At 42.9% G+C, this 289-nt stretch carries 1 rRNA gene; it reads right to left on the reverse strand.

Annotated elements, in window-relative coordinates:
• Positions 1-86: ribosomal RNA gene (locus GCN78_RS29035) — 16S ribosomal RNA — on the reverse strand; the annotation flags it as partial.
• Positions 87-289: the final 203 nt, after the last annotated feature.

Consider the following 289-nt stretch of genomic DNA (forward strand, 5'->3'; position numbering starts at 1 on the left):
GAGCAAGCTCCGTGCTGCCGTTCGACTTGCATGTGTAAGGCATGCCGCCAGCGTTCAATCTGAGCCAGGATCAAACTCTTCAGTTTAATCTCTGTTTAATGTCATTTCTGACAGGTCGGACAGCATCACTACCATCCAAATCTTTTGCATTGCAAAAGATTTGCTCACTCAAAAAACTGACAGGCCACTACTTCCGAAGATCCTATTTCATTATTTCTTGTGAACATTTGATATTTTAAGTTTGACAGCGATCCGAAGATCACTGCTGCACTTACATCAAATGCCCACA

It is taken from the genome of Janthinobacterium rivuli, from assembly GCF_009208735.1.
Taxonomy (GTDB): Bacteria; Pseudomonadota; Gammaproteobacteria; order Burkholderiales; family Burkholderiaceae_D; genus Janthinobacterium.